This window comes from Bradyrhizobium nitroreducens (assembly GCF_002776695.1).
Lineage (GTDB): Bacteria > Pseudomonadota > Alphaproteobacteria > Rhizobiales > Xanthobacteraceae > Bradyrhizobium > Bradyrhizobium nitroreducens.
This window is the reverse complement of record NZ_LFJC01000003.1, coordinates 2,977,821-3,000,461: the sequence shown is the minus strand read 5'-3', so window position 1 is coordinate 3,000,461 and position 22,641 is coordinate 2,977,821. Positions and strand designations below refer to the sequence as shown.

Sequence of the window (22,641 nt, the reverse complement as noted above, 5' to 3'; positions counted from 1 at the left end):
GCGGTCCTCTGTGGCGTCGTAACGCTTTCCGCTCGGTGATGGAGCGGTTGGCGCAATTTCGCTTTGTGCGGATTGTTCCGTGCGAGGCGGCCTCGTCGGGCGGGTGGCTCGAAACGAATTGCGGTTCCGGCAACGGGCCGCGGCAAGACAGCGGTCCCGCAAGGGACCGCGGCAGAACAAAGGGTAAGGCCAGGATGCCGACGATCAACCAGCTGATCGCTCAACCGCGTGAAGTGCAGAAGTCGCGCAAGAAGGTGCCGGCGCTGCAGCAGTCGCCGCAGAAGCGTGGTGTTTGCACCCGCGTCTACACCACGACCCCGAAGAAGCCGAACTCGGCACTTCGTAAGGTCGCCAAGGTGCGCCTGACCAACGGCTTCGAGGTGATCGGCTACATTCCCGGTGAAGGCCATAACCTCCAGGAGCACTCGGTGGTCATGATCCGCGGCGGTCGCGTCAAGGACTTGCCCGGCGTGCGCTACCACATCCTCCGCGGCGTTCTGGATACCCAGGGCGTCAAGAACCGTAAGCAGCGTCGTTCGAAGTACGGCGCGAAGCGTCCGAAGTAAGCGGGAACCAGCTCCATGTCTCGTCGCCACTCAGCGGAAAAGCGCGAAGTTCTTCCCGATCCGAAGTTCGGGAACATCATCGTCACGAAGTTCATGAACTCGGTGATGTACGCCGGCAAGAAGTCGGTCGCGGAAGGCATCGTCTACGGTGCGTTCGGCATCATCGAATCCAAGACCAAGCAGAACCCGCTCGGTGTGTTCGAGCAGGCGCTCGAGAACGTCATGCCGACGATCGAGGTTCGCTCCCGCCGCGTCGGCGGCGCCACCTACCAGGTTCCGGTCGAAGTTCGTTCGACCCGCCGTCAGGCGCTGGGCATTCGCTGGCTGATCTCGGCCGCGCGCGAGCGCAACGAGAAGACCATGACCGAGCGGCTCTCGGCCGAGTTGCTGGATGCCTCGAACAACCGTGGCAATGCCGTCAAGAAGCGTGAAGACGTGCACCGGATGGCGGAAGCCAACCGTGCCTTCTCGCACTATCGCTGGTAACGGCGAAACACGGAATCTAAGGAACATCCAATGCCCCGCGTTCATGCCATAGAGAATTACCGCAACTTCGGTATCATGGCGCATATTGATGCCGGCAAGACCACGACGACCGAGCGCATCCTCTATTACACCGGCAAGAGCCACAAGATCGGCGAAGTGCACGAAGGTGCCGCGACGATGGACTGGATGGAGCAGGAGCAGGAGCGTGGCATCACGATCACCTCGGCTGCGACCACCGCCTTCTGGGCCGGCAAGCGCCTGAACATCATCGACACCCCCGGCCACGTCGACTTCACCATCGAGGTCGAGCGTTCGTTGCGCGTGCTCGACGGCGCCGTCTGCGTGCTCGACTCCAACCAGGGCGTCGAACCCCAGACCGAGACCGTCTGGCGCCAGGGCGACAAGTACAAGGTTCCGCGCATCGTCTTCGCCAACAAGATGGACAAGACCGGTGCCGACTTCTTCAAATGTCTGTCCGACATCGTCGACCGCCTCGGCGCCAAGCCGATCGCGATCCAGCTTCCGATCGGTGCCGAGAACAACTTCAGGGGTCTCGTCGACCTCGTGAAGATGCAGGGCATCATCTGGAACGATGAATCGCTCGGCGCGAAGTTCGACTATGTCGACATCCCGGAAGATCTGGTCGAGCAGGCCAAGGAATATCGCGAGAAGATGGTGGAAGCCGCCGTCGAGCTCGACGACGACGCCATGGCCGCCTATCTCGACGGCAAGGAGCCGGACGAAGAGACGCTGAAGCGCCTGATCCGCAAGGCGGTGCTGACCGGTGCGTTCTATCCCGTGCTGTGCGGCTCGGCCTTCAAGAACAAGGGCGTGCAGCCCCTGCTCGACGCCGTCGTCGACTATCTGCCGTCGCCGATCGACGTGCCCGCGATCAAGGGCACCGACGATCGCGGCAACGAGGTCGTGCGCAAGGCGGACGACAAGGAGCCGCTCGCGCTGCTCGCGTTCAAGATCATGGACGACCCGTTCGTCGGCACCATCACCTTCTGCCGCATCTACTCCGGCGTCCTGCAGAGCGGCACCGGCGTCGTGAACTCGACGCGCGAGAAGAAGGAGCGCATCGGGCGCATGCTGTTGATGCATGCGAACAACCGCGAGGACATCAAGGAAGCCTATGCCGGCGACATCGTCGCGCTGGCCGGCCTGAAGGAAGCGCGCACCGGTGACACGCTGTGCGATCCCGACAAGCAGGTGATCCTGGAGAAGATGGAATTCCCCGAGCCGGTCATCGAGATCGCGATCGAGCCGAAGTCCAAGGCCGACCAGGAGAAGCTGGGCGTGGCGCTGGCCAAGCTGGCTGCGGAGGATCCGTCCTTCCGCGTGTCGACCGACCAGGAGTCCGGCCAGACCATCCTCAAGGGCATGGGCGAGCTCCATCTCGACATCAAGGTCGACATCCTCAAGCGGACCTACAAGGTCGACGCCAACATCGGCGCGCCCCAGGTTGCGTTCCGTGAGCGCGTCACCAAGAAGGCCGAGGTCAAGTACACCCACAAGAAGCAGACCGGCGGTACCGGTCAGTTCGCGGAAGTGTCGATCGTGGTCGAGCCGAACGAGCCCGGCAAGGGTTACGAGTTCGAGTCCAAGATCGTCGGCGGTGCGGTTCCGAAGGAATACATCCCCGGCGTCGAAAAGGGCCTCAACAGCGTGATGAGCTCTGGCGTGGTCGCGGGCTTCCCGGTGGTCGACGTCAAGGTTCAGCTCGTCGACGGCAAGTATCACGACGTCGACTCGTCGGCGCTCGCCTTCGAAATCGCAGCGCGCGCGGCGTTCCGCGAAGCGCTGCAGAAGGGCAAGTCCGTTCTGCTCGAGCCGATCATGAAGGTCGAGGTCGTGACCCCGGAAGACTACACCGGTTCGGTCATCGGCGACCTGAATTCGCGGCGCGGTCAGATCCAGGGTCAGGACATGCGCGGCAACGCCAACGTCATCAACGCGATGGTGCCGCTCATGAACATGTTTGGTTACGTGAATAACCTGCGCTCGATGAGCCAGGGGCGCGCGACCTTCACCATGCAGTTCGACCACTACGCAGAAGCGCCGGCCAACGTGTCGGCAGAAGTCCAGAAGAAGTTTGCCTGATTGTCGTCGGTCTCAAGCTGACGATTGAACGGAGAGTCAAATGGCCAAAGCAAAGTTTGAACGTACCAAGCCGCACTGCAACATCGGCACCATCGGTCACGTCGACCATGGCAAGACGTCGCTGACGGCGGCGATCACCAAGGTCCTCGCCGAAGCCGGCGGCGCGACGTTCACCGCGTACGACCAGATCGACAAGGCGCCGGAAGAGAAGGCGCGCGGCATCACCATCTCGACCGCGCACGTCGAGTACGAGACGCCGAACCGCCACTACGCCCACGTCGACTGCCCCGGCCACGCCGACTACGTCAAGAACATGATCACCGGCGCCGCCCAGATGGACGGTGCGATCCTGGTCGTGTCGGCCGCTGACGGCCCGATGCCGCAGACCCGCGAGCACATCCTGCTCGCCCGCCAGGTCGGCGTGCCTGCGCTGGTCGTGTTCCTGAACAAGTGCGACATGGTCGACGATCCGGAACTGCTCGAGCTCGTCGAGCTCGAAGTCCGCGAGCTGCTCTCGAAGTACGACTTCCCGGGCGACAAGATCCCGATCATCAAGGGTTCGGCGCTCGCCGCTCTCGAAGATTCCGACAAGAAGCTCGGCCACGACGCCATCCTCGAGCTGATGAAGAACGTCGACGAGTACATCCCGCAGCCGGAGCGTCCGATCGACCAGCCGTTCCTGATGCCGGTTGAAGACGTGTTCTCGATCTCGGGCCGCGGCACCGTCGTGACCGGCCGTGTCGAGCGCGGCATCGTCAAGGTCGGCGAGGAAATCGAGATCGTCGGTCTGCGCGCCACGCAGAAGACCACGGTCACCGGCGTCGAGATGTTCCGCAAGCTGCTCGATCAGGGCCAGGCTGGCGACAACATCGGTGCGCTGCTCCGCGGCACCAAGCGCGAGGACGTCGAGCGCGGCCAGGTGCTGTGCAAGCCGGGTTCGGTCAAGCCGCACACCAAGTTCAAGGCTGAGGCTTACATCCTCACCAAGGAAGAGGGCGGTCGCCACACCCCGTTCTTCACCAACTACCGTCCGCAGTTCTACTTCCGCACCACCGACGTGACCGGTGTCGTGCACCTGCCGGAAGGCACCGAGATGGTGATGCCGGGCGACAACATCGCGATGGAAGTGCACCTGATCGTGCCGATCGCGATGGAAGAGAAGCTCCGCTTCGCGATCCGCGAAGGTGGCCGCACCGTCGGCGCCGGCGTCGTCGCCTCGATCATCGAGTAACAAGCGAATAGGGAATGGTGAGTGGCGAATAGGGATTTCTATTCGCTACTCGCTACTCGCCACTCACTAGAGAAAGCACGGCAATGAACGGCCAAAACATTCGTATCCGTCTCAAGGCGTTCGACCATCGTATCCTCGATACGTCGACCCGCGAGATCGTGAACACGGCGAAGCGCACCGGCGCGCAGGTCCGCGGACCCATTCCGCTGCCCACCCGCATCGAGAAGTTCACCGTCAACCGTTCGCCCCACGTCGACAAGAAGAGCCGCGAGCAGTTCGAGATGCGCACTCACAAGCGCCTGCTCGACATCGTCGATCCGACCCCGCAGACCGTCGATGCTTTGATGAAGCTCGACTTGGCCGCCGGTGTCGACGTCGAGATCAAGCTCTAAGATTTTGGATCCCGTTCGCGTGAGCGGACAGAAAGAACAGGAAGCAAGCCGATGCGCTCCGGAGTGATCGCACAAAAGGTCGGGATGACGCGGGTCTTCACGGAGGCCGGCGAACATATCCCCGTGACCGTGCTGAAGCTCGGCAATTGCCAGGTCGTAGGCCACCGCACCGAAGAGAAGAACGGTTACGTCGCGCTCCAGCTCGGTTCTGGTGCCCGCAAGACCGTTTACATGCCCAAGGCGGAGCGCGGCCAGTTCGCGGTCGCCAAGGTCGAGCCGAAGCGCCGGGTCGAGGAATTCCGCGTCACCGCGGATGCCATGATCCCCGTCGGCGCCGAGATCCAGGCCGATCACTTCGTCGTCGGCCAGTTCGTCGACGTCACCGGCACCTCGGTCGGTAAGGGCTTCGCCGGCGGCATGAAGCGCTGGAACTTCGGCGGTCTGCGTGCCACGCACGGTGTGTCGATCTCGCACCGTTCGATCGGTTCGACCGGTGGTCGTCAGGACCCCGGCAAGACCTGGAAGAACAAGAAGATGCCCGGCCACATGGGTGTCGACCGCATCACCACGCTCAACCTTCGCGTCGTCCAGACCGATGTCGAGCGCGGCCTGATCCTCGTCGAGGGCGCCGTTCCCGGCTCCAAGGGCGGCTGGATCCGCGTGCGCGACGCCGTCAAGAAGCCGCTGCCGAAGGAAGCTCCGAAGCCCGGCAAGTTCAAGGTTGCTGGCGACGCGGAAGCCGCTCCGGCTGCGCAGGAGGCTTGAGATGGAATTGAAGGTCACCACCCTCGAAGGTAAGGAAGCGGGCTCCGTCCAGCTCTCCGACGCCATTTTCGGCCTCGAGCCGCGCGAAGACATCATCGCGCGCTGCGTGCAGTGGCAGCTCAACAAGCGCCAGGCCGGCACGCACAAGGCCAAGGGCCGCGCCGAGATCTGGCGCACCGGCAAGAAGATGTACAAGCAGAAGGGCACCGGCGGTGCTCGTCACGGCTCGGCCCGCGTGCCGCAGTTCCGCGGCGGCGGCCGTGCCTTCGGTCCGGTGGTGCGTTCGCACGCCACCGACCTGCCGAAGAAGGTCCGCGCGCTCGCTCTGAAGCATGCGCTCTCGGCCAAGGCCAAGGACGGCGATCTCGTCGTGATCGAGAAGGCAGCGCTGGAAGCCGCCAAGACCAAGGCGCTGCTCGGCCATTTCTCGGGTCTGGGCTTGACCAACGCGCTGATCATCGACGGCGCCGAGCTCAACAACGGCTTTGCCGCTGCGGCCCGCAACATCCCGAACATGGACGTGCTGCCGATCCAGGGCATCAACGTCTATGACATCCTGCGCCGTCAGAAGCTCGTTCTGACCAAGGCCGCCATCGATGCGCTGGAGGCGCGCTTCAAATGACGAAGAACATCGAGCCTCGCCACTACGACGTGATCCTGTCGCCGGTCGTGACCGAAAAGGCCACGATCGCCTCCGAGCACAACAAGGTGCTGTTCAAGGTGGCCGCGAAGGCGACCAAGCCGCAGATCAAGGAAGCGATCGAGAAGCTGTTCGACGTCAAGGTCAAGAGCGTCAACACGCTGGTCCGCAAGGGCAAGACCAAGATCTTCCGCGGCAATCTCGGTTCGCAGTCGAACTCCAAGCGCGCGATCGTGACTCTCGAAGAGGGTCACCGGATCGACGTGACCACCGGTCTGTAAGGTCGTACGACGATGGCACTGAAGACATTCAACCCCACGACGCCGGGCCAGCGCCAGCTGGTCATGGTCGATCGTTCGGCCCTGTACAAGGGCAAGCCGGTCAAGGCGCTCACCGAGGGCAAGCACTCCTCGGGCGGCCGCAACAACACCGGTCGCATCACCGTGCGTTTCCGCGGCGGCGGTCACAAGCGGACGCTGCGCACCGTGGATTTCAAGCGCGAGAAGACCGACGTCCCCGCGACCGTCGAGCGTCTCGAGTACGATCCGAACCGCACCGGCTTCATCGCGCTGATCAAGTATCAGGACGGCGAGCAGGCCTATATCCTGGCGCCGCAGCGCCTGGCCGTGGGTGACACCATCGTTGCCGGCAATTACGTCGACGTGAAGCCGGGCAACGTCATGCCGCTCGGCAACATGCCGGTCGGCACGATCATCCACAACATCGAGGTCAAGATCGGGAAGGGCGGCCAGCTCGCCCGTTCCGCCGGCACCTACGCCCAGCTGGTCGGCCGCGACCAGGACTACGTCATCATCCGCCTGAACTCGGGCGAGCAGCGCCTGGTGCACGGCCGTTGCCGCGGCACGATCGGCGCTGTGTCGAACCCGGATCACATGAACACCTCGATCGGCAAGGCCGGTCGCAAGCGTTGGATGGGTCGTCGCCCGCACAACCGCGGTGTCGCGATGAACCCGATCGACCATCCGCACGGCGGTGGTGAAGGTCGTACCTCGGGCGGTCGTCACCCGGTCACTCCGTGGGGCAAGCCGACCAAGGGCAAGAAGACCCGCACCAACAAGTCGACCAACAAATTCATTCTCCTAAGCCGCCACAAGCGGAAGAAGTAAGGAACGACGGACATGGTTCGTTCAGTCTGGAAAGGCCCGTTCGTCGAGGGTTCTCTGCTCAAGAAGGCAGATGCCGCGCGCGCGTCCGGCCGTCACGACGTCATCAAGATCTGGAGCCGTCGCTCGACGATCCTGCCGCAGTTCGTCGGCCTGACCTTCGGCGTGTACAACGGTCAGAAGCACGTGCCGGTGGCCGTCAACGAGGAAATGGTCGGTCACAAGTTCGGCGAGTTCTCGCCGACCCGGACCTTCCATGGCCACTCCGGCGACAAGAAAGCCAAGAAGGCTTGAGGATTGAACGATGAGCAAACCTAAGCGCGAACGGAGCCTCGCCGAGAACGAGGCCAAGGCGGTCGCCCGGATGCTGCGGGTGAGCCCGCAGAAGCTCAACCTGGTCGCCCAGCTCATTCGCGGCCGGAAGGCTGCCGCTGCGCTCGCCGATCTGCAGTTTTCGCGCAAGCGGATCGCGGTCGACGTGAAGAAGTGCCTGGAATCGGCTATCGCCAACGCCGAGAACAACCACGACCTCGACGTCGACGATCTCGTCGTGGCGCAGGCCTTCGTCGGCAACGGCCTCGTGATGAAGCGCTTCGCCGCCCGCGGCCGCGGCCGCTCGGGCCGTGTCTACAAACCATTTTCGCAGCTGACGATCATCGTTCGTCAGGTCGAAGCTGAAGCCGCCGCTTAAGGGCGCAGGAGAACACGATGGGTCAAAAGATCAATCCGATCGGTCTGCGTCTCGGCATCAACCGCACCTGGGATTCCCGCTGGTTCGCCGGCAAGCAGGAATACGGCAAGCTGTTGCACGAGGACGTCAAGATCCGTGAGATCCTGCACAAGGAGCTCAAGCAGGCGGCCGTCGCCCGCATCGTGATCGAACGTCCGCACAAGAAGTGCCGCGTCACCATCCACTCGGCTCGTCCGGGCGTGGTGATCGGCAAGAAGGGCGCCGACATCGACAAGCTGCGCAAGAAGGTCGCGGACATCACCTCGTCCGACGTCGTCATCAACATCGTCGAGATCCGCAAGCCGGAGCTCGATGCGACGCTGGTGGCCGAATCGATCGCGCAGCAGCTCGAGCGCCGCGTGGCGTTCCGCCGCGCCATGAAGCGCGCCGTGCAGTCGGCGATGCGTCTCGGCGCGGAAGGCATCCGCATCAACTGCTCGGGTCGTCTGGGCGGTGCGGAAATCGCGCGCATGGAGTGGTACCGCGAAGGTCGCGTGCCGCTGCACACGCTGCGCGCCGACATCGACTACGGCGTTGCGACCGCGTTCACGACCTTCGGCACCTGCGGCGTCAAGGTCTGGATCTTCAAGGGCGAGATCCTCGAGCACGATCCGATGGCCCAGGACAAGAGAATGGCCGAGGGCGAGACGGGTGGCAGCAGTGATCGTGGTGGCCGTCAGCGCCGCGATACGGCTGCTGCCTAAAGCCGCACAGGAATTTGAGGGCTTAAAGCCATGATGCAACCTAAGAAAACGAAGTTCCGGAAGGCGCATAAGGGCCGCATCCACGGCGTTGCGTCTTCGGGCGCGACGTTGGCGTTCGGCCAGTTCGGCCTGAAGGCGACCGAGCCGGAGCGCGTCACCGCGCGCCAGATCGAAGCCGCCCGACGCGCGCTGACCCGCCACATGAAGCGCGCCGGCCGCGTCTGGATCCGCGTGTTCCCCGACGTTCCGGTGTCGAAGAAGCCGGCCGAAGTCCGCATGGGCTCCGGCAAGGGTTCGCCGGAATTGTGGGTCGCCCGCGTCAAGCCGGGCCGGGTGCTGTTCGAGATCGACGGCGTCAACACCCAGACGGCGCGTGAGGCGCTGACCCTGGCGGCCGCCAAGCTGCCGATCAAGACGCGCTTCGTCGAGCGCATTGCGGAGTAATGGCCATGGCCCAGATGAAGATCGAAGACATCCGCGCGATGAGCCCCGACCAGCAGGATGAGGCCATCCTCAACCTGAAGAAGGAGCGCTTCAATCTGCGCTTCCAGCGCGCCACCGGGCAGCTCGAGAAAACCTCGCGCCTGCGCGAGGCCCGCCGTGACATCGCCCGGATCAAGACCGTCGCCGCGCAGACGCGCGCCAAGAAGAAGTAAGAGGCTTACGAAGATGCCGAAACGTACTTTGCAGGGCGTGGTCGTCAGCGACAAGCAGGCCAAGACCATCGTGGTGCGCGTCGATCGCCGCTTCACGCACCCGATCTACAAGAAGACGATCCGCCGTTCGAAGAACTACCACGCGCACGACGAGAGCAACCAGTTCAAGCCGGGCGACATGGTGTGGATCGAGGAATCGAAGCCGATTTCGAAGTTGAAGCGCTGGGTCGTGATCCGGGGCGAACACAAGAAAAGCGCCTGATCTGTCGGCTTTAGCCGACTGACCTCAGGGAAATGTTGAGCGCCGGCTGGGCTGGCGCAAGAGAGAAGAGGACGAGGTGCATCAATGATTCAGATGCAGACCAACCTCGACGTGGCCGACAATTCTGGCGCACGCCGTGTCATGTGTATCAAGGTGCTCGGGGGCTCCAAGCGCCGCTACGCCACGATCGGCGACATCATCGTCGTCTCGATCAAGGAAGCGATTCCGCGTGGCAAGGTGAAGAAGGGCGACGTGATGAAGGCCGTCGTGGTGCGCGTCCGCAAGGACATCCGCCGCGCCGACGGTTCGGTCATCCGCTTCGACCGCAACGCCGCCGTCCTGATCAACAACCAGTCCGAGCCGGTCGGCACCCGTATCTTCGGGCCCGTGCCGCGCGAGCTGCGCGCCAAGAACCACATGAAGATCATCTCGCTCGCGCCGGAGGTGCTGTGATGGCTGCGAAGATCCGCAAGGGCGACAAGGTCGTCGTGCTGACCGGCCGCGACAAGGGCCGCACCGGCGAAGTGTTCGAAGTGCGTCCCGAGGCCGGCACGGCGCTCGTGCGCGGCATCAACATGGTCAAGCGTCACCAGAAGCAGACGCAGGCCCAGGAGGGCGGCATCATCTCGAAGGAGTCGCCGATCCAACTGTCCAACATCGCGTATGTCGGCAAGGACGGGAAGCCGACCCGCGTCGGATTCAAGATTCTGGCGGACGGCAAGAAGGTCCGCATCGCCAAGAGCTCGGGAGCTGAGATCGATGGCTGAGGCCGCTTACACCCCGCGCCTGCGCGCGGAATATGACGCGAAGATCCGTACGGCTCTGACCGAGAAGTTCGGTTACGAGAACGTCATGCAGGTTCCGCGCCTGGACAAGGTCGTTCTGAACATGGGCGTCGGCGATTCCGTCAACGACCGCAAGAAGGCCGAGACCGCCGCCGCCGAGCTGACCCAGATCGCCGGCCAGAAGGCGATCGTGACCTATTCGCGCATCGCGATCGCGACCTTCAAGCTGCGTGAGAACCAGCCGATCGGCTGCAAGGTCACGCTGCGCAAGGCCCGCATGTACGAGTTCATCGATCGCCTGGTGACGGTCGCGCTGCCGCGCGTCCGCGACTTCCGCGGCCTGAACCCGAAGAGCTTCGACGGCCGCGGCAACTACTCGCTCGGCATCAAGGAGCACATCATTTTCCCCGAGATCGACTTCGACAAGGTCACGGAAGCCCGCGGTATGGACATCACCGTCTGCACCACGGCCAAGACTGACGAAGAGGCGAGGGCCTTGTTGACCGCTTTCAATTTCCCGTTCCGGCAGTGAGACGCTGACCTAAAGCCTCTCAAACGCGGATACCCAGGAGCCAAGCATGGCAAAGAAGAGTTCAATCGAGAAGAACAACCGGCGCAAGCGGATGGCGAAGAACGCCGCTCCCAAGCGCGCCCGGTTGAAGGCGATCATCGCCGACAAGACGCTGCCGATGGAGGAGCGTTTCGCCGCGACGTTGAAGCTGGCCGAGATGCCGCGCAACTCGTCGGCGACCCGCGTCCGCCTGCGGTGCGAGCTGTCGGGCCGTCCGCGCTCGAACTACCGCAAGAACAAGCTGTCCCGTATCGCGCTGCGCGAACTTGGCTCCAAGGGCATGGTCCCGGGCCTCGTGAAGTCGAGCTGGTAAGGAGGGTCGTTTAGATGTCCACGCACGATCCAATCAGCGATCTGATCACCCGTATCCGCAACGCGCAGATGCGCTCCAAGACCAAGGTCTCCACGCCTGGCTCGAAGATGCGCGAGAACGTGCTCGAGGTCCTCAAGAGCGAGGGCTACATCCGCGGCTACGCCACGCTCGAGCATTCCTCGGGCCGCAGCGAGATCGAGATCGAGCTGAAATATTTCGACGGCGAGCCCGTCATCCGCGAGATCGAACGTGTTTCCAAGCCCGGGCGTCGTGTCTACGCCTCGGTGAAGAACCTGCCGCGGGTCAACAATGGGCTCGGCATTTCGGTGTTGTCGACGCCGAAGGGGATCATGGCCGACCACAGCGCGCGCGACGCGAATGTGGGCGGCGAAGTCCTCTTCACGGTGTTCTGAGAAGGATTTTTCATCCATGTCACGTGTTGGCAAAAGGCCTGTGGCGGTTCCGTCGGGTGTGACCGCGACCGTCGATGGGCAGACCGTCAAGATGAAGGGGCCGAAGGGCCAGCTTCAGTTCGTCGTCCATGACGACGTCGAGGTGAAGCTCGAGAGCGGCCAGATCAAGGTCAAGCCGAAGACCGAGACCAATCGCGCGCGGGCGCTGTACGGCACCGCTCGCGCCCAGGTCGCGAATCTGGTCGAAGGCGTCACCAAGGGCTTCGAGAAGAAGCTCGAAATCACCGGCGTCGGTTACCGCGCCGCGATGCAGGGCAAGAACCTGCAGCTCGCGCTCGGCTACAGCCACGACGTGATCTACACGATCCCCGAGGGGATCACGATCACCGTGCCGAAGCCGACCGAGATCACGGTGGCGGGCAGCGACATCCAGCGCGTCGGCCAGGTCGCGGCCGAGATCCGCAGCTATCGCCCGCCGGAGCCCTACAAGGGCAAGGGCGTGAAGTATGTTGGCGAATTCATCTTCCGCAAGGAAGGCAAGAAGAAGTAACGGAGCCGGTCATGTCCAAAGCCAAGGTTACGAATGCCCGGCGCAAGCGGAGTGTGCGGCTGAAGCTGCGCCGCTCCGGTGGTGGCCGTCCGCGTCTGTCGGTGTTCCGCTCGTCCAAGCACATCTACGCCCAGGTCATCGACGACCTGAAGGGCGAGACGCTGGCGTCTGCCTCGTCGCTCGAGAAGTCGATGCGCGACGGCGGCAAGACCGGCGCCGACATCGATGCGGCGAAGGCGGTCGGCAAGCTGCTGGCCGAGCGCGCCGCCGAGAAGGGCGTCAAGGAAGTCGTGTTCGATCGCGGCAGCTACCTCTACCACGGGCGCGTCAAGGCTCTCGCCGACGCGGCGCGTGAGAGCGGGCTGAGCTTCTAACAGAATTTGAGGATTGAGGCGCAAGCCTCTGAAGGATTGGAAAAATGGCAGAACGCGAACAACGTGGTGGACGCGATCAACGCGGCGGCGGGCGTGAACGCAGGGAGCGCGAGGAGCGCGACAGCGAGTTCGTCGACAAGCTCGTCCACATCAATCGCGTGGCCAAGGTCGTCAAGGGCGGCAAGCGCTTCGGTTTCGCTGCGCTGGTCGTGATCGGCGACCAGAAGGGCCGCGCCGGTTTCGGTCACGGCAAGGCGCGCGAAGTGCCCGAGGCGATCCGCAAGGCCACCGAGTCCGCCAAGCGCAACCTGACCCGCGTCTCGCTGCGCGAGGGCCGCACGCTCCATCACGACATCGCCGGCCGTCACGGCGCGGGCCGTGTCTATCTGCGTGCAGCTCCCGCCGGTACCGGCATCATCGCCGGCGGCCCGATGCGCGCCGTGTTCGAGACGCTCGGGGTCCAGGACGTGGTCGCCAAGTCGATCGGCTCGTCGAACCCCTACAACATGGTTCGCGCAACCTTCGACGCGCTGAAGCATCAGGATTCGCCGCGTTCGGTCGCAGCCCGCCGCAACATCAAGGTGTCCACTCTGCAGTCGCGCCGTATCGGCGGTGATGCCGAGGCGGCTGCCGACTAACGGAAGCTTTCGGAGTAGACTCCCATGGCCAAGGCCGCAAAGACGATCAAGCTCGAGCAGATCGGCAGCGCAATCCGCCGCCATCACTCGCAGCGCTCGACGCTGATCGGGCTCAAGCTCAACAAGATCGGTCGCGTCAGCGAACTGCAGGACACGCCTGCGGTCCGCGGCATGATCGAAAAGGTTCACCATCTCGTCCGCATCGTCGACGAGAAGTAAGAAGCGGCGTGCGATCCCGAACGCGGGCTACCCGTTCTCGGTGAAGATCGTGCGCAAGACACAAGGAGAAGGGCGATGAAGCTCAGCGATATCGCCGACAACGCCGGCTCGCGCAAGAAGCGTATGCGCGTCGGCCGTGGCATCGGTTCGGGCAAGGGCAAGCAGTCCGGCCGCGGCGGCAAGGGCCAGACCGCGCGTTCGGGCGTGCGCATCAAGGGCTTCGAAGGCGGTCAGATGCCGATGCATCGCCGTCTGCCCAAGCGCGGCTTCAACAACATCTTCCGGGTCGAGTTCGCCGAGATCAATCTCGACCGGCTCCAGGAAGCGGTCGATGCCAAGAAGATCGATACCGGCAGCGTCGTGAACGTCGAGGCCCTGGTGAAGGCCGGCGTGCTGCGGCGCGCCAAGGCCGGCGTGCGGCTGCTCGGCCGCGGCGAGCTCAAGTCCAAGCTCAACATCGAAGTGCACGGCGCCACCAAGACCGCGATCGCCGCGGTCGAGAAGGCCGGCGGTTCGGTGAAGATCCTCGCCCCGGCCAAGGAAGAAGGCGAGGCGGCGTAACAACTGCGTCATCGGCCCGCGGCTCGCGGGCCTTTACGCATGAGGGACGTGGACTTATCGAAGCCGAGCCCCAGATAATGTCCGGCGTCCGCTATATAGTAGCCCGGCCGCGGGCATGACGGCGCAATAGGCGGCGGGAGAAAGTCCAAGATGGCCTCTGCAGCGGAACAACTGGCAGCCAATCTCAATTTCGGTGCGTTTGCCAAGGCTGACGAACTGAAGAAGCGCATCTGGTTCACCCTGGGTGCGCTGCTCGTTTATCGGCTCGGGACCTACATCCCGCTGCCCGGCATCGACCCCAATATCTGGGAGCAGGTGTTCCGCTCCCAGGCGGGCGGCATCCTCGGCATGTTCAACATGTTCGCCGGCGGAGGCATCCACCGCATGGCGATCTTCGCGCTGAACATCATGCCGTATATCTCGGCCTCGATCATCATCCAGCTCCTCACCACCGTCTCGCCGCAACTCGAGGCGCTGAAGAAGGAAGGCGAGTCCGGCCGCAAGCTGCTGAACCAGTACACCCGCTATCTCACCGTGATCCTGGCCGCGTTCCAGTCCTACGGCATTGCCGTCGGCCTCGAGGGCGCCGGCAACGTCGTCAGCGATCCCGGCATGTTCTTTCGGCTGTCGACCGCGATCACGCTGACCGGCGGAACCATGTTCCTGATGTGGCTGGGCGAGCAGATCACCTCGCGCGGCATCGGTAACGGCATCTCGCTGATCATCCTCGCCGGCATCGTCGCCGAGCTGCCCGCGGCGCTCGCCAACATGCTCGAGCTCGGCCGTCAGGGCGCGATGTCGACCGGCCTGATCCTGGTCGTGATCGTCATGGCCGTGGCCGTGATCGCCTTCATCGTGTTCATGGAGCGCGCCCAGCGCCGGCTGCTGATCCAGTATCCGAAGCGCCAGGTCGGCAACAAGATGTTCGAGGGCCAGTCCTCGCATCTGCCGCTCAAGCTCAACACCTCCGGCGTGATCCCGCCCATCTTCGCGTCCTCGCTGCTGCTGCTGCCGACCACGGTGGCGAACTTCAACGCCGGCAGTGGGCCCGAGTGGTTCCAGTGGATCACCACCCAGCTCGGCCACGGCCGTCCGCTGTTCCTGATCATGTATCTGGCGCTGATCGTGTTCTTCGCGTTCTTCTACACCGCGATCGTGTTCAACCCGACCGAGACCGCGGACAACCTGAAGAAGCACGGCGGCTTCATTCCGGGCATCCGCCCGGGCGAACGCACCGCGGAATACATCGACTACGTGCTCTCGCGCATCACCGTGCTGGGTGCGATCTATCTCGCGATCGTCTGCTTGATCCCGGAGATCCTGATCTCCTACGCCTCGGTGCCGTTCTACTTCGGCGGTACTTCGCTGCTGATCGTCGTCAGCGTCACCATGGATACCGTGGCGCAGGTGCAGGGCTATCTGCTGGCGCACCAGTATGAAGGCCTGATCCGCAAATCGAAGCTGCGCGGCCGCCGTCGCTAGAGCCGCGGCGTTATGAGGCGGCGCATCTCGCGCCGCCGATTCGCCGCGCCAACAACGCGCGGCGCCTGCGAAGCCGATCAACCAACCGCTCGTCCGCTTTGGCAGAGCTGCTTTCAATGCAGCGCAATCACTGATTTCAAAGCCCTTCTTGGCGTCCACCCATCTGCTCCCCTATGATATGGGTAGCGGTGCAACGCCGATTATGGTTTGCACTGTTCTTGGACTTCAAACACAGGTGCGCGACGTATCGCTCACCAATCCGGGGGGCGTACGCCGATGAGAATTATACTTCTGGGACCGCCGGGGTCGGGCAAGGGGACGCAGGCGCAGCTCTTGGTGCAGCGCCATGGCATCGTCCAGCTCTCGACCGGCGAGATGCTGCGTGCCGCGGTTGCGGCCGGCACGCCGGTCGGGCTGAAGGCCAAGGAGATCATGGCCAGCGGCGCCCTCGTGCCCGACGAGATCGTGGTCGGAATCATCTCGGATCGGATCGACCAGCCGGACGCCCAGAACGGTTTCATCCTCGACGGCTTCCCGCGCACCGTGCCGCAGGCCGAAGCGCTGGACGAGCTGCTCAAGAACAAGCGCCTCAAGCTCGACGCGGTGATCGAGCTCCGTGTCAACGAGAGCGCGCTTCTGAGCCGTGTCGAGACCCGCGTCGCCCAGATGCGGGAGCGCGGGGAGGAGGTCCGACTCGACGACACCCCGGAGGTCCTGACCAAACGGTTAGCCAACTACCGCAGCCAGACGGAACCGCTGATTCACTACTATTCCGAGCGGCGGAAGCTTTCGACCATCGACGGTATGATGGCCATCGACGAGGTCACCCGGGCCATCGACCGCCAGCTCCAGGCGTTGGGCGCGGTCGAGGCCAAGACCCAGACCAAGAGCGCGGCCAAGAAAGCCCCGGCCAAGAAGGCCAAGGCCGCGAAGAAATCGGCTAAGAGGCCGGCGAAAGCCGCCAAAAAGACCGCCAAGTCGGCTAAAACCGCCAAAAAGGCGGCCAAGAAGGCCGTGAAGGCTCCCAAGAGGGCGGCCAACAAGGCCGTCAAGAAAGCGGCGAAGAAGGCAGCCAAAAAGACCGCCAAGAAGGCGGTCAAAAAGGGTGCCAGGAAAGCTGCAAAAAAGGTCACGAAAAAGCGAGCCAAACGCTAGCAGCGGTTGACGAAAGCCCCCGGAATCCCCTAATAAGCCCCGCATCCAAGTCGGATAGTTTCAGACGATGCCGGGCCCCAGGAAGACCGGGGGTGGGCGTCGTGTTCGCGTTTGTGAACACCTGCCCGAGAACACAAGCACTTAAAGCCCGGTCCTGACGAGGATCGGCAACAGGAGAGAAGGCCTTGGCCCGTATTGCCGGCGTGAACATTCCCACCAACAAGCGCGTGCTGATCGCGCTCCAGTACATCCATGGCATCGGTCAGAAGATCGCTGGTGAGATCCTGGAAAAGGTGAAGATCCCCGTGGATCGTCGCGTCAATCAGCTCAGCGATGCCGAAGTGCTGCAGATCCGCGAAGTGATCGACCGCGACTATCTGGTCGAGGGCGACCTGCGCCGCGAGGTCGGCATCAACATCAAGCGTCTGATGGACCTCGGCTGCTATCGCGGCCTGCGTCATCGTCGCGGTCTGCCGGTGCGCGGCCAGCGTACCCACACCAATGCGCGCACGCGCAAGGGTCCGGCGAAGGCCATCGCCGGCAAGAAGAAGTAAGTTTTCGAATCTCATCGCGGCGTGTGGCGAAAGGGGATGACCCGTTCGCCACGCGCTTTTCGTTCCACAGGTGTAGCCGCTGGCATTACGGCGGCGTTTGAGATCTTCAGGAAAGGGACTCAATGGGCAAGGAAGCCACCCGCGTTCGTCGTCGCGAGCGCAAGAACATCGCCTCCGGCGTTGCGCACGTGAACTCGTCGTTCAACAACACGACCATCACCATCACCGACGCGCAGGGCAACACGATTGCCTGGTCCTCCGCCGGCACGATGGGCTTCAAGGGCTCGCGCAAGTCGACCCCGTACGCGGCGCAGGTTGCCGCCGAGGACGTGTCGAAGAAGGCGCAGGAGCACGGCATGCGCACGCTGGAAGTCGAAGTTGCCGGTCCCGGCTCGGGCCGCGAATCGGCGCTCCGCGCGCTTCAGGCCGCCGGCTTCACCGTTACCTCGATCCGCGACGTGACCACGATCCCGCACAACGGTTGCCGTCCCCGCAAGCGTCGGCGCGTTTGATACCGGGTTGCGGGTGCATCGGCGCCCGCAATGACTTTTGCAAGAAGCCGCAGGTGCGACCTGCGGCCTTTCTCCAACGCCAGTGTCTGCAATGGCAGTTCGACTGGCCTGTATGGGTGAAACAGTGACGATCCAGAAAAATTGGCAAGAACTGATTCGGCCGAACAAGCTCCAGGTCACGCCCGGCAGCGATCCCTCGCGTTTCGCGACCATCGTCGCCGAGCCGCTCGAGCGCGGCTTCGGCCAGACCCTCGGCAACGCGCTACGCCGCATCCTGCTCTCCTCGCTCCAGGGCGCGGCGGTGCAGTCGGTGCACATCGACGGCGTGCTGCACGAGTTCTCCTCGATCGCGGGCGTTCGTGAGGACGTCACCGACATCGTGCTCAACATCAAGGACATCTCGATCAAGATGCAGGGCGAAGGCCCCAAGCGCATGGTCGTGAAGAAGCAGGGCCCCGGCGTCGTCACCGCCGGCGACATCCAGACCGTCGGCGATGTCGTGGTGCTCAATCCGGACCTGCAGATCTGCACCCTCGACGAGGGCGCCGAGATCCGCATGGAGTTCACGGTCTCGACCGGCAAGGGCTACGTGCCCGCCGAGCGCAACCGTCCCGAGGACGCGCCGATCGGCCTGATCCCGGTCGACAGCCTGTACTCGCCGGTCCGCAAGGTCTCCTACAAGGTCGAGAACACCCGCGAGGGACAGATCCTCGACTACGATAAGCTGACCATGACGATCGAGACCAACGGCGCGATCTCGCCGGATGACTCGGTGGCTTACGCCGCCCGCATCCTGCAGGACCAGCTCAACGTGTTCGTCAACTTCGAAGAGCCGCGCAAGGAAGTCGCCCAGGAGATCATCCCGGACCTCGCCTTCAACCCGGCCTTCCTCAAGAAGGTGGACGAGCTCGAGCTGTCGGTGCGTTCGGCCAACTGCCTGAAGAACGACAACATCGTCTATATCGGCGACCTTGTGCAGAAGAGCGAAGCGGAAATGCTCCGCACCCCGAACTTCGGCCGCAAGTCGCTGAACGAGATCAAGGAAGTGCTGGCCCAGATGGGGCTGCATCTCGGCATGGAAGTGCCGGGCTGGCCGCCGGAGAACATCGACGAGCTCGCCAAGCGCTTCGAAGATCACTACTGAGAAATCGTCGTTCCGGGGCGGCTCGCGAGAGCCGAACCCGGAACCTCGAGATTCCGGATCGTCGCTTCGCGCCGTCCGGAATGACTGACAGGGCGAACGCAGGCAGCCCACCTGAGCAACATGTCCGACGAACCGTCGCGGCAGTTCTAAAACAAGGAATAGTTACATGCGTCACGGCAAGGTTCATCGGAAGCTCAACCGCACGGCCGAGCATCGCCGCGCGATGTTCGCGAACATGTGCGCTGCGCTGATCAAGCACGAGCAGATCGTCACCACGCTGCCGAAGGCCAAGGAGCTCCGTCCGATCGTCGAGAAGCTCGTCACCCTCGGCAAGAAGGGCGGCCTCTCCATGCGTCGCCAGGCCATCTCCGAGATGCGCGACAAGGACCAGGTCAAGAAGCTGTTCGACGTGCTGGCGCCCCGCTACAAGGATCGTCAGGGCGGCTACACCCGCATCATCAAGGCCGGCTTCCGCTACGGCGACAACGCGGCGATGGCCGTGATCGAGTTCGTCGACCGCGACGTCGATGCCAAGGGACAGGATTCCGGTCCGGTGCAGGAAAGGGAAGCCGAGGCGGCGTAAGCCGACCGGCAATAATGGTTCAGAAAGCGGCGCCCCCGGGGGCGCCGCTTTTTTGTTGGGCGCGGCCATTGTCTCCTGACAATCGCCCATTGCCTGGAAGGCCACGGATGTAGCGGCCAGCCTCGGTGCCTGGAGCTGTCACCCAATCAAACGTGCGATTGCGCAAGGCATCGCGTGCGGCGGGTACAAGCTCAGTCCGACGATGGCGTATGTTGTCATTGGATCGCATCCGGCGTCGAAAGGGTGGCGCGCTACGCTTTGCCCGCCTTGCGGCACTGCTGATATGGCGGCCGATCCTCACGCGTCGGTGAGGGACGATTGAAGCTGCTCGCGCAGCGCACGATATCTCCGCTAACTTCAATGGAGCCGACGCATGAACATCGACCTTTCTGGAAAAACTGCGCTGGTGACCGGCTCGACCGCCGGCATCGGTCATGCCATCGCCAAGGGCTTGGCGGCCTCCGGCGCCAGCGTCGTGATCAACGGCCGCGGCCAGGACAAGGTCGATGCGGCCGTGCGCAAGCTGGAGGGGACGGGCGCCAAGGTCCGCGGCATCGCCGCCGATGTCTCCACCGCGGCGGGCTGCAAGGCCCTCGTTGCGGCGCTGCCAAGCGTCGACATCCTCATCAACAATGCCGGCATCTTCGAGCCGAAGGACTTCTTCGAGATCCCGGATGAGGACTGGAGCCGCTTCTTCGAGGTCAACGTGATGAGCGGCGTGCGGCTGTCGCGTGCGTACATGAAAGGCATGCTCGCGCGCAATTGGGGCCGCATCGTCTTCATCTCCTCGGAGTCCGGGCTCAACATCCCCGTCGAGATGATCCACTACGGCATGACCAAGACGGCCCAGCTTTCGGTCGCACGAGGCCTCGCACAGCTCACCCGCGGCACCGGTGTCACCGTCAATTCGGTGCTGCCGGGGCCGACCATGTCGGAGGGCGTCGAGACTTTTGTGAAGGACCTCGCCAAGCAGAACGGCCAGTCCGTGGACGAGGCCGCCGCCAACTTCGTCAAGCAGCATCGTCCGAGCTCGCTGCTGCAACGCTTCGCCAGCGTGGAGGAGATCGCCAACATGGTGGTCTATGTCGCATCGAAGCAGGCGTCTGCCACCAACGGCGCGGCGTTACGGGCGGAAGGCGGCATCGTCAATACGATCGCCTGAGGTCGTGCATGGCAGCCTATGTGATCTCCGAAGTCGAGATGCGCGATCCCGATGGCTTCGAAGCCTATCGCGCACTTGCCGCCAAGACGATCGCACAGTACGGCGGGCGCTATCTCGTCCGCGGCGGCAAGGCCGAGTTGGCGGAAGGCAATTTGCCGCCGAAAGCCATCGTCATCGTCGAATTCGCATCGATGGCGCGGCTGAAGGAGTGGTATGCTTCGGCTGAATATGCCGAGGCCCTCAAGCTGCGGCAGACTGCGCTCGAGCGCCGGCTGCTGTTCGTCGAGGGTGCGGCGGTGCCGTAGGGTGTGCAAAGCGAAGCGTGCCCACCATTGTCGCGATTAGCGAGAGATGGTGGGCACGGCGCAAGTGCGCCTTTGCCCACCCTCCGAGGTCTGCGCTACCACCCCTCCAGCACGATCTTGCCGCGCGACTTGCCGCTCTCGAGCAACGCATGCGCGCGCTTGAGATTGGCGGCGTTGATGGTGCCGAACGTCTGGTCGAGCGTGGTGCGCAGCACGCCCTTGTCGATAAGGTCGGCGACGTCGTTGAGCAGATGATGCTGCGCGATCATGTCGGGTGTCTGGAACGAGGAGCGCGTGAACATCGATTCCCAGTGCACCGAGATTGCCTTGCCCTTGAATGTGCTCATGGTGAATTCCGGGGGATCGTCGATCAGGCCGAACCGCCCCTGCGGCGCCATGAATTCGGCGATCGCCTTGTAGTGCTGGTCGGTGAAGGTGAGGCTCGCCACCAGCGCGACTGGCGGCAGCTTGAGCTTCTCGATCTGCTCCTTCATCGGCTTGCCGTGGTCGATCACCGCATGCGCGCCGAGATCGAGGCACCATTTTTGCGAGTCCGGCCGCGTCGCGGTGGCGAGCACCGTGAGTCCGGTGAGGCGGCGGGCGAGCTGGATCAGGATCGAGCCCACGCCGCCGGCGCCGCCCGTGATCAGCAGCGTGCGCGGATCGACGCTCTTGCCGGGTACCGCGCCGAGCCGGTCGAACAGCAGCTCCCATGCGGTGATGGAGGTGAGGGGGAGCGCGGCGGCTTGCGCGAAGGACAGGCTCTTCGGCTTGTTGCCGACGATGCGCTCGTCGACCAGATGGAATTCGGCATTGGTGCCCTGGCGCAGGATCGAGCCCGCGTAAAACACTTCATCGCCCGGCTTGAACAGCGTGACCTCGGGCCCGACGGCGTCGACCACGCCGGCCGCGTCATAACCCAGGATCTTGGTCTCGCCCTCGGGCGGCGCGGCGCGCTTGCGCACCTTGTAATCGACCGGATTGGCCGAGATCGCCTTTACGGCAACGCGGATGTCGCGTCCTTTGGGCTCGGGTTGTGCGGTCTCGACATCGATCAGCGACTCCGCGTCCTCGATCGGAAGCGATTTCTTGTAGCCGACGGCTTTCATGGCGTGTCTCCATCAGATGGCGCGCAGCTTGGCATGGGCGCCTGACCTGCTAACTGTCTCCCTGGCTCCGATTTGGCAAGTACTGTAAATTCGGGGATATAGTCCCTGTTTGGATACTATTGGGAAAACGCGCATGAAACGGCGAAATTTTGCCCGTCGTCCGGGCTGCTCGGTCGAGGCGACGCTGGACCTGATCGACGGCAAGTGGAAGGGCGTCATCCTCTATCACCTGCAGAGCGGCACCCAGCGCTTCGGCGAATTGCGCCGCCGGATGCCGGGGATCACCCAGCGCATGCTGACGAAGCAGCTTCGCGCGCTGGAGGAGGACAAGCTCGTCATCCGCAAGGTCTATGCCGAAGTGCCGCCGCGCGTGGAATACTGTCTCTCCGAGCTCGGCGAGAGCCTCAAGCCGGTCATCGACATCCTGAAGGCCTGGGGAGAGAGTCACCAGCAACGGCTGTCCTGCGCGCCGCCGCCGGTCGTGGTGAGGAAGCCGAAGCGCGCGGCGTAAATTGTAGGGAAGCTGGCGCTGCATTTTCGGTGTCGTCCCGG

35 protein-coding genes are annotated in these 22,641 nt (G+C 63.6%); 34 read left to right on the top strand and 1 reads right to left on the bottom strand.

Annotated elements, in window-relative coordinates:
* Window positions 1-194: 194 nt before the first annotated feature.
* From rpsL to TSA1_RS14640, 33 genes are all read left to right on the top strand, one after another.
* A complete protein-coding gene (gene rpsL, locus TSA1_RS14800) occupies window positions 195-566 on the top strand; it encodes a 30S ribosomal protein S12 (protein WP_007603006.1) in 372 nt (123 codons plus the stop codon).
* Between the two features lie 15 nt (window positions 567-581).
* Entirely contained in the window at window positions 582-1,052 is a 471-nt protein-coding gene (gene rpsG, locus TSA1_RS14795; protein WP_008136420.1) for a 30S ribosomal protein S7, read from the top strand.
* A 30-nt stretch (window positions 1,053-1,082) separates the two neighbouring features.
* Window positions 1,083-3,155 (top strand): elongation factor G, encoded by a 2,073-nt coding sequence (gene fusA, locus TSA1_RS14790; RefSeq protein ID WP_100177002.1) that lies wholly within the window; start codon window positions 1,083-1,085, stop codon window positions 3,153-3,155.
* 40 nt (window positions 3,156-3,195) lie between these two features.
* A complete protein-coding gene (tuf, locus tag TSA1_RS14785; protein ID WP_100177001.1) occupies window positions 3,196-4,386 on the top strand; it encodes an elongation factor Tu in 1,191 nt (396 codons plus the stop codon).
* A gap of 83 nt (window positions 4,387-4,469) precedes the next feature.
* Window positions 4,470-4,778, top strand: coding sequence for a 30S ribosomal protein S10 (gene rpsJ / locus TSA1_RS14780; protein WP_002712302.1), 309 nt, complete (start codon window positions 4,470-4,472; stop codon window positions 4,776-4,778).
* Window positions 4,779-4,829: 51 nt separating this feature from the next.
* Window positions 4,830-5,543, top strand: coding sequence for a 50S ribosomal protein L3 (gene rplC, locus TSA1_RS14775; protein ID WP_027564407.1), 714 nt, complete (start codon window positions 4,830-4,832; stop codon window positions 5,541-5,543).
* 1 nt (window position 5,544) lies between these two features.
* Window positions 5,545-6,165 (top strand): 50S ribosomal protein L4, encoded by a 621-nt coding sequence (gene rplD, locus TSA1_RS14770; protein ID WP_018647243.1) that lies wholly within the window; start codon window positions 5,545-5,547, stop codon window positions 6,163-6,165.
* Window positions 6,162-6,464, top strand: a complete 303-nt coding sequence (locus TSA1_RS14765; RefSeq protein WP_007603019.1) for a 50S ribosomal protein L23 — start codon at window positions 6,162-6,164, stop codon at window positions 6,462-6,464. Before rplD ends, TSA1_RS14765 begins: the two co-directional genes overlap by 4 nt.
* 12 nt (window positions 6,465-6,476) lie before the next feature.
* Window positions 6,477-7,310, top strand: coding sequence for a 50S ribosomal protein L2 (gene rplB / locus TSA1_RS14760; protein WP_100177000.1), 834 nt, complete (start codon window positions 6,477-6,479; stop codon window positions 7,308-7,310).
* A gap of 12 nt (window positions 7,311-7,322) precedes the next feature.
* Entirely contained in the window at window positions 7,323-7,601 is a 279-nt protein-coding gene (rpsS, locus tag TSA1_RS14755) for a 30S ribosomal protein S19 (RefSeq protein ID WP_008136357.1), read from the top strand.
* A 10-nt stretch (window positions 7,602-7,611) separates the two neighbouring features.
* On the top strand, window positions 7,612-7,998 hold the full coding sequence (gene rplV, locus TSA1_RS14750) for a 50S ribosomal protein L22 (RefSeq protein ID WP_008136353.1): 387 nt from the start codon (window positions 7,612-7,614) through the stop codon (window positions 7,996-7,998).
* Between the two features lie 17 nt (window positions 7,999-8,015).
* Complete coding sequence (rpsC, locus tag TSA1_RS14745; protein ID WP_092294149.1) at window positions 8,016-8,741, top strand: 30S ribosomal protein S3; 726 nt, start codon at window positions 8,016-8,018, stop codon at window positions 8,739-8,741.
* A gap of 30 nt (window positions 8,742-8,771) precedes the next feature.
* Window positions 8,772-9,185, top strand: a complete 414-nt coding sequence (rplP, locus tag TSA1_RS14740; RefSeq protein ID WP_008136349.1) for a 50S ribosomal protein L16 — start codon at window positions 8,772-8,774, stop codon at window positions 9,183-9,185.
* Window positions 9,186-9,190: 5 nt separating this feature from the next.
* Window positions 9,191-9,397: a 50S ribosomal protein L29 gene (rpmC, locus tag TSA1_RS14735; RefSeq protein ID WP_100181128.1), complete on the top strand. Its 207-nt coding sequence runs from the start codon at window positions 9,191-9,193 to the stop codon at window positions 9,395-9,397.
* Window positions 9,398-9,410: 13 nt separating this feature from the next.
* A complete protein-coding gene (rpsQ, locus tag TSA1_RS14730; protein ID WP_097658742.1) occupies window positions 9,411-9,659 on the top strand; it encodes a 30S ribosomal protein S17 in 249 nt (82 codons plus the stop codon).
* Window positions 9,660-9,743: 84 nt separating this feature from the next.
* Entirely contained in the window at window positions 9,744-10,112 is a 369-nt protein-coding gene (gene rplN, locus TSA1_RS14725; protein WP_007603030.1) for a 50S ribosomal protein L14, read from the top strand.
* The gene (gene rplX, locus TSA1_RS14720) at window positions 10,112-10,426 is read left to right on the top strand and encodes a 50S ribosomal protein L24 (RefSeq protein WP_100176999.1); all 315 of its coding nucleotides are present in this window, start codon (window positions 10,112-10,114) and stop codon (window positions 10,424-10,426) included. Before rplN ends, rplX begins: the two co-directional genes overlap by 1 nt.
* Window positions 10,419-10,976: a 50S ribosomal protein L5 gene (gene rplE / locus TSA1_RS14715; protein WP_018647250.1), complete on the top strand. Its 558-nt coding sequence runs from the start codon at window positions 10,419-10,421 to the stop codon at window positions 10,974-10,976. The genes rplX and rplE overlap by 8 nt, the downstream gene beginning before the upstream one ends.
* Before the next feature lie 46 nt (window positions 10,977-11,022).
* Window positions 11,023-11,328: a 30S ribosomal protein S14 gene (gene rpsN / locus TSA1_RS14710; RefSeq protein ID WP_100176998.1), complete on the top strand. Its 306-nt coding sequence runs from the start codon at window positions 11,023-11,025 to the stop codon at window positions 11,326-11,328.
* A gap of 14 nt (window positions 11,329-11,342) precedes the next feature.
* A complete protein-coding gene (rpsH, locus tag TSA1_RS14705; RefSeq protein ID WP_018322269.1) occupies window positions 11,343-11,741 on the top strand; it encodes a 30S ribosomal protein S8 in 399 nt (132 codons plus the stop codon).
* Window positions 11,742-11,757: 16 nt separating this feature from the next.
* Complete coding sequence (gene rplF / locus TSA1_RS14700) at window positions 11,758-12,291, top strand: 50S ribosomal protein L6 (protein WP_097658744.1); 534 nt, start codon at window positions 11,758-11,760, stop codon at window positions 12,289-12,291.
* Between the two features lie 11 nt (window positions 12,292-12,302).
* On the top strand, window positions 12,303-12,665 hold the full coding sequence (rplR, locus tag TSA1_RS14695; RefSeq protein WP_007603036.1) for a 50S ribosomal protein L18: 363 nt from the start codon (window positions 12,303-12,305) through the stop codon (window positions 12,663-12,665).
* Between the two features lie 44 nt (window positions 12,666-12,709).
* Window positions 12,710-13,303: a 30S ribosomal protein S5 gene (gene rpsE / locus TSA1_RS14690; RefSeq protein ID WP_025036985.1), complete on the top strand. Its 594-nt coding sequence runs from the start codon at window positions 12,710-12,712 to the stop codon at window positions 13,301-13,303.
* Window positions 13,304-13,327: 24 nt separating this feature from the next.
* Window positions 13,328-13,522, top strand: coding sequence for a 50S ribosomal protein L30 (gene rpmD / locus TSA1_RS14685; protein ID WP_100176997.1), 195 nt, complete (start codon window positions 13,328-13,330; stop codon window positions 13,520-13,522).
* Between the two features lie 75 nt (window positions 13,523-13,597).
* Window positions 13,598-14,083, top strand: coding sequence for a 50S ribosomal protein L15 (gene rplO, locus TSA1_RS14680; RefSeq protein WP_100176996.1), 486 nt, complete (start codon window positions 13,598-13,600; stop codon window positions 14,081-14,083).
* A gap of 150 nt (window positions 14,084-14,233) precedes the next feature.
* Window positions 14,234-15,565, top strand: a complete 1,332-nt coding sequence (gene secY / locus TSA1_RS14675) for a preprotein translocase subunit SecY (protein ID WP_100176995.1) — start codon at window positions 14,234-14,236, stop codon at window positions 15,563-15,565.
* A gap of 276 nt (window positions 15,566-15,841) precedes the next feature.
* A complete protein-coding gene (locus TSA1_RS14670) occupies window positions 15,842-16,720 on the top strand; it encodes an adenylate kinase (protein ID WP_100176994.1) in 879 nt (292 codons plus the stop codon).
* A 185-nt stretch (window positions 16,721-16,905) separates the two neighbouring features.
* On the top strand, window positions 16,906-17,274 hold the full coding sequence (gene rpsM, locus TSA1_RS14665; RefSeq protein ID WP_008549231.1) for a 30S ribosomal protein S13: 369 nt from the start codon (window positions 16,906-16,908) through the stop codon (window positions 17,272-17,274).
* Between the two features lie 122 nt (window positions 17,275-17,396).
* Entirely contained in the window at window positions 17,397-17,786 is a 390-nt protein-coding gene (gene rpsK / locus TSA1_RS14660; RefSeq protein ID WP_007603045.1) for a 30S ribosomal protein S11, read from the top strand.
* 112 nt (window positions 17,787-17,898) lie between these two features.
* Window positions 17,899-18,930 carry a DNA-directed RNA polymerase subunit alpha gene (locus TSA1_RS14655; protein WP_100176993.1) on the top strand — a complete coding sequence of 344 codons (1,032 nt, stop codon included), beginning with the start codon at window positions 17,899-17,901 and terminating at the stop codon, window positions 18,928-18,930.
* A 166-nt stretch (window positions 18,931-19,096) separates the two neighbouring features.
* Entirely contained in the window at window positions 19,097-19,513 is a 417-nt protein-coding gene (gene rplQ, locus TSA1_RS14650) for a 50S ribosomal protein L17 (RefSeq protein ID WP_100176992.1), read from the top strand.
* 373 nt (window positions 19,514-19,886) lie between these two features.
* Window positions 19,887-20,675 (top strand): SDR family NAD(P)-dependent oxidoreductase, encoded by a 789-nt coding sequence (locus tag TSA1_RS14645; RefSeq protein ID WP_100176991.1) that lies wholly within the window; start codon window positions 19,887-19,889, stop codon window positions 20,673-20,675.
* An 8-nt stretch (window positions 20,676-20,683) separates the two neighbouring features.
* Complete coding sequence (locus TSA1_RS14640) at window positions 20,684-20,980, top strand: DUF1330 domain-containing protein (protein WP_100176990.1); 297 nt, start codon at window positions 20,684-20,686, stop codon at window positions 20,978-20,980.
* 95 nt (window positions 20,981-21,075) lie between these two features.
* On the opposite strand, the gene TSA1_RS14635 is transcribed toward TSA1_RS14640, so the two are convergent.
* On the bottom strand, window positions 21,076-22,089 hold the full coding sequence (locus TSA1_RS14635; protein ID WP_100176989.1) for a zinc-binding alcohol dehydrogenase family protein: 1,014 nt from the start codon (window positions 22,087-22,089) through the stop codon (window positions 21,076-21,078).
* A 133-nt stretch (window positions 22,090-22,222) separates the two neighbouring features.
* Between TSA1_RS14635 and TSA1_RS14630 the strand changes: the two genes are divergently transcribed.
* Window positions 22,223-22,600: a winged helix-turn-helix transcriptional regulator gene (locus tag TSA1_RS14630; RefSeq protein ID WP_100176988.1), complete on the top strand. Its 378-nt coding sequence runs from the start codon at window positions 22,223-22,225 to the stop codon at window positions 22,598-22,600.
* Window positions 22,601-22,641 lie beyond the last annotated feature (41 nt).

Bases quoted from the DNA above. Each gene is read 5' to 3' on its own strand.
- rpsK (WP_007603045.1), top strand. From the start codon at position 17,397: ATGGGCAAGGAAGCCACCCGCGTTCGTCGTCGCGAGCGCAAGAACATC.
- tuf (WP_100177001.1), top strand. From the start codon at position 3,196: ATGGCCAAAGCAAAGTTTGAACGTACCAAGCCGCACTGCAACATCGGC.
- rplD (WP_018647243.1), top strand. From the start codon at position 5,545: ATGGAATTGAAGGTCACCACCCTCGAAGGTAAGGAAGCGGGCTCCGTC.
- rpsG (WP_008136420.1), top strand. From the start codon at position 582: ATGTCTCGTCGCCACTCAGCGGAAAAGCGCGAAGTTCTTCCCGATCCG.
- TSA1_RS14640 (WP_100176990.1), top strand. From the start codon at position 20,684: ATGGCAGCCTATGTGATCTCCGAAGTCGAGATGCGCGATCCCGATGGC.
- rpsQ (WP_097658742.1), top strand. From the start codon at position 9,411: ATGCCGAAACGTACTTTGCAGGGCGTGGTCGTCAGCGACAAGCAGGCC.
- TSA1_RS14645 (WP_100176991.1), top strand. From the start codon at position 19,887: ATGAACATCGACCTTTCTGGAAAAACTGCGCTGGTGACCGGCTCGACC.
- rpmD (WP_100176997.1), top strand. From the start codon at position 13,328: ATGGCCAAGGCCGCAAAGACGATCAAGCTCGAGCAGATCGGCAGCGCA.
- rpsN (WP_100176998.1), top strand. From the start codon at position 11,023: ATGGCAAAGAAGAGTTCAATCGAGAAGAACAACCGGCGCAAGCGGATG.
- rplF (WP_097658744.1), top strand. From the start codon at position 11,758: ATGTCACGTGTTGGCAAAAGGCCTGTGGCGGTTCCGTCGGGTGTGACC.
- rpsC (WP_092294149.1), top strand. From the start codon at position 8,016: ATGGGTCAAAAGATCAATCCGATCGGTCTGCGTCTCGGCATCAACCGC.
- rplC (WP_027564407.1), top strand. From the start codon at position 4,830: ATGCGCTCCGGAGTGATCGCACAAAAGGTCGGGATGACGCGGGTCTTC.
- TSA1_RS14765 (WP_007603019.1), top strand. From the start codon at position 6,162: ATGACGAAGAACATCGAGCCTCGCCACTACGACGTGATCCTGTCGCCG.
- rplP (WP_008136349.1), top strand. From the start codon at position 8,772: ATGATGCAACCTAAGAAAACGAAGTTCCGGAAGGCGCATAAGGGCCGC.
- TSA1_RS14635 (WP_100176989.1), bottom strand. From the start codon at position 22,089: ATGAAAGCCGTCGGCTACAAGAAATCGCTTCCGATCGAGGACGCGGAG.
- rplV (WP_008136353.1), top strand. From the start codon at position 7,612: ATGAGCAAACCTAAGCGCGAACGGAGCCTCGCCGAGAACGAGGCCAAG.
- rpsE (WP_025036985.1), top strand. From the start codon at position 12,710: ATGGCAGAACGCGAACAACGTGGTGGACGCGATCAACGCGGCGGCGGG.
- rpsH (WP_018322269.1), top strand. From the start codon at position 11,343: ATGTCCACGCACGATCCAATCAGCGATCTGATCACCCGTATCCGCAAC.
- TSA1_RS14630 (WP_100176988.1), top strand. From the start codon at position 22,223: ATGAAACGGCGAAATTTTGCCCGTCGTCCGGGCTGCTCGGTCGAGGCG.
- TSA1_RS14655 (WP_100176993.1), top strand. From the start codon at position 17,899: ATGGGTGAAACAGTGACGATCCAGAAAAATTGGCAAGAACTGATTCGG.
- fusA (WP_100177002.1), top strand. From the start codon at position 1,083: ATGCCCCGCGTTCATGCCATAGAGAATTACCGCAACTTCGGTATCATG.
- rplQ (WP_100176992.1), top strand. From the start codon at position 19,097: ATGCGTCACGGCAAGGTTCATCGGAAGCTCAACCGCACGGCCGAGCAT.
- rpmC (WP_100181128.1), top strand. From the start codon at position 9,191: ATGGCCCAGATGAAGATCGAAGACATCCGCGCGATGAGCCCCGACCAG.
- rplO (WP_100176996.1), top strand. From the start codon at position 13,598: ATGAAGCTCAGCGATATCGCCGACAACGCCGGCTCGCGCAAGAAGCGT.
- TSA1_RS14670 (WP_100176994.1), top strand. From the start codon at position 15,842: ATGAGAATTATACTTCTGGGACCGCCGGGGTCGGGCAAGGGGACGCAG.
- rplR (WP_007603036.1), top strand. From the start codon at position 12,303: ATGTCCAAAGCCAAGGTTACGAATGCCCGGCGCAAGCGGAGTGTGCGG.
- rplN (WP_007603030.1), top strand. From the start codon at position 9,744: ATGATTCAGATGCAGACCAACCTCGACGTGGCCGACAATTCTGGCGCA.
- rplB (WP_100177000.1), top strand. From the start codon at position 6,477: ATGGCACTGAAGACATTCAACCCCACGACGCCGGGCCAGCGCCAGCTG.
- rpsL (WP_007603006.1), top strand. From the start codon at position 195: ATGCCGACGATCAACCAGCTGATCGCTCAACCGCGTGAAGTGCAGAAG.
- rplX (WP_100176999.1), top strand. From the start codon at position 10,112: ATGGCTGCGAAGATCCGCAAGGGCGACAAGGTCGTCGTGCTGACCGGC.
- rplE (WP_018647250.1), top strand. From the start codon at position 10,419: ATGGCTGAGGCCGCTTACACCCCGCGCCTGCGCGCGGAATATGACGCG.
- rpsS (WP_008136357.1), top strand. From the start codon at position 7,323: ATGGTTCGTTCAGTCTGGAAAGGCCCGTTCGTCGAGGGTTCTCTGCTC.
- secY (WP_100176995.1), top strand. From the start codon at position 14,234: ATGGCCTCTGCAGCGGAACAACTGGCAGCCAATCTCAATTTCGGTGCG.
- rpsJ (WP_002712302.1), top strand. From the start codon at position 4,470: ATGAACGGCCAAAACATTCGTATCCGTCTCAAGGCGTTCGACCATCGT.